The sequence below is a fragment of the Prevotella sp. TF12-30 genome (assembly GCF_003436715.1).
In the GTDB taxonomy this organism is placed as follows: domain Bacteria; phylum Bacteroidota; class Bacteroidia; order Bacteroidales; family Bacteroidaceae; genus Prevotella; species Prevotella copri_A.
Genome location: NZ_QSQJ01000086.1, coordinates 1 through 1,763, shown reverse-complemented (window position 1 = coordinate 1,763; position 1,763 = coordinate 1). Strand labels below are relative to the sequence as shown.

Here is a 1,763-nt window from a genome sequence, read left to right as displayed (position 1 = left end):
TTCCGTAGGTCAGCTTGGCAAGTACTTCACGCTGATAATGTCTCCAAAGGATGCCAAGAAAAGTTTTTTGTTGTCCTTGGCTCATTTGTGCATCCGTCTGAGAAAACAACTTCCATGCAACAATAGAATATTGATATACAAGTTCTATTTCAAGATAAAGGTGTTCGACACGGTTTGCTATGGCGAGTTTGATTGCGTGAGAGTATCAAGGGCTATTACAATTTCTGCGGATGGCAACTATTGCGTAGCTAATGTCGAAATAGATGGTTGCTTTCCAGAAGATTTCATCAAACACAATCCTCCGATGTCCATCATCCTGCAATATGACTTGTATTCGATAGAAACCAATATGTTGGTTAGCAAAGAGGAATTCGATGCCTATTGGGAGAAATGCAAGGATTTATGCGAATCATAATCATTGGAGAACGGTGAGGAGCTATTTTATTTGAAAGATTCCGGGGCAACTGTTTGTTCTCTACGAGTTAAAAAACTTCTTATAAGTAACACTATCTCAAATGTCTCTTTTGAAGACTTGGATAAAGGGTGTAGTCTATACAAGAGTAAAATGTCACATGACAGGTCAATAACATCATCCCCAAGCGTTACAGTTGACAGTTTCCAAAAACGATTTTTTTTGCTGTACAGATAACAAATAACAGATAACAGATAACAGTTTCCATAAACCATTTTTCGTTTCAAGCGTTAAATATTACTATTTGCACGGATAAATAAGTTAAAAAATGTGTTTTTTCTGGATAGCAAAGAAAAAAATAGTATTTTTGTGATATTAAGTCAAACCGTAAAATAACATGAGTATGAAAAGACTATTTTTTATGTTTCTTGCCCTCTTGTTGTGTGTAATGGTACAAGCACAGGACAATGTTGAAATTACCTTAAACAACGGAAATGTGGTTAAGGGAGTCACAAAAACTTTATTTATGCTTGATGATGGTGATGTCGTTGTTACTAAAGATTCCAACTCTAAAGAAAAGAAAGAATACAAATCTACAGAGATAAAGAGCATTAAGTACTACGATTCAAAATCTAAAAAGTGGATAAAGTTCGTTCCGCTTATGGCGCAAAAATCATTGCCAAGCGTTTGGAACAAAAATCCAAAACCATACAAAACTCCGATATTCCTCAAACCTGTGTATGAAGGGGAAAATGTGTCTGCCTATATACACTATATCTCAACAATAACAAATACCAAAACATTACATTTGGAAGGCACAAACTATGTTTTCTATTTTAAGGTAAAGAATGAAGATGTGGCAAAGGGTTATTGTATGGGAAGTAGTATTGGTGCGAAAATGTTGCTTAAAATTGTATTTAAGCCATATCCTGTGATGAAAGAAACTGTGTCTAATTTAGATACGAAAGAATTTTATAAAGATCCTATTTCGTTAATAAGGACTTTTGATAGTCTGTTGAAATAGAATATCTGTTTTAAGTATTCTAACTGTGTATAATTGTCATAAGGCAAAGTGATTTTTCCTTATGACAATTATTTTCATCCTTGAAAAGAAATATACTATAAGAGTTCATATCTCTACATGTTAAATTATTAATTGCTGATAACTATGAGACTGAAGCCAAAACTCCTCAATGCAATAATATTAGGATTGACAATGTTCCTTTCAATGCAAACCACTTGTGCTGCTTGCAACCCATCAATGGCCATTCAGCAAAAGAAAGTGGCAACTGTTGGCAAAAAGAGGGTTGCCATTAGCAAAAAGAGAGTTGTCAAGAGCAAGAAGAGAACC

General features: G+C 34.4%; 3 protein-coding genes. All 3 read left to right on the top strand.

All coding sequences use genetic code 11. The features are described 5' to 3' along the window. Window positions 1-415: hypothetical protein (locus tag DXD25_RS17005; protein ID WP_187360504.1), on the top strand; the 415-nt coding region annotated here is incomplete at its 5' end. 400 nt (window positions 416-815) lie between these two features. Then, entirely contained in the window at window positions 816-1,436 is a 621-nt protein-coding gene (locus tag DXD25_RS16020) for a hypothetical protein (protein WP_134843831.1), read from the top strand. A 144-nt stretch (window positions 1,437-1,580) separates the two neighbouring features. Further along, window positions 1,581-1,763 (top strand): hypothetical protein (locus DXD25_RS17310; RefSeq protein WP_222847555.1); only part of this gene is annotated, 183 nt, incomplete at its 3' end.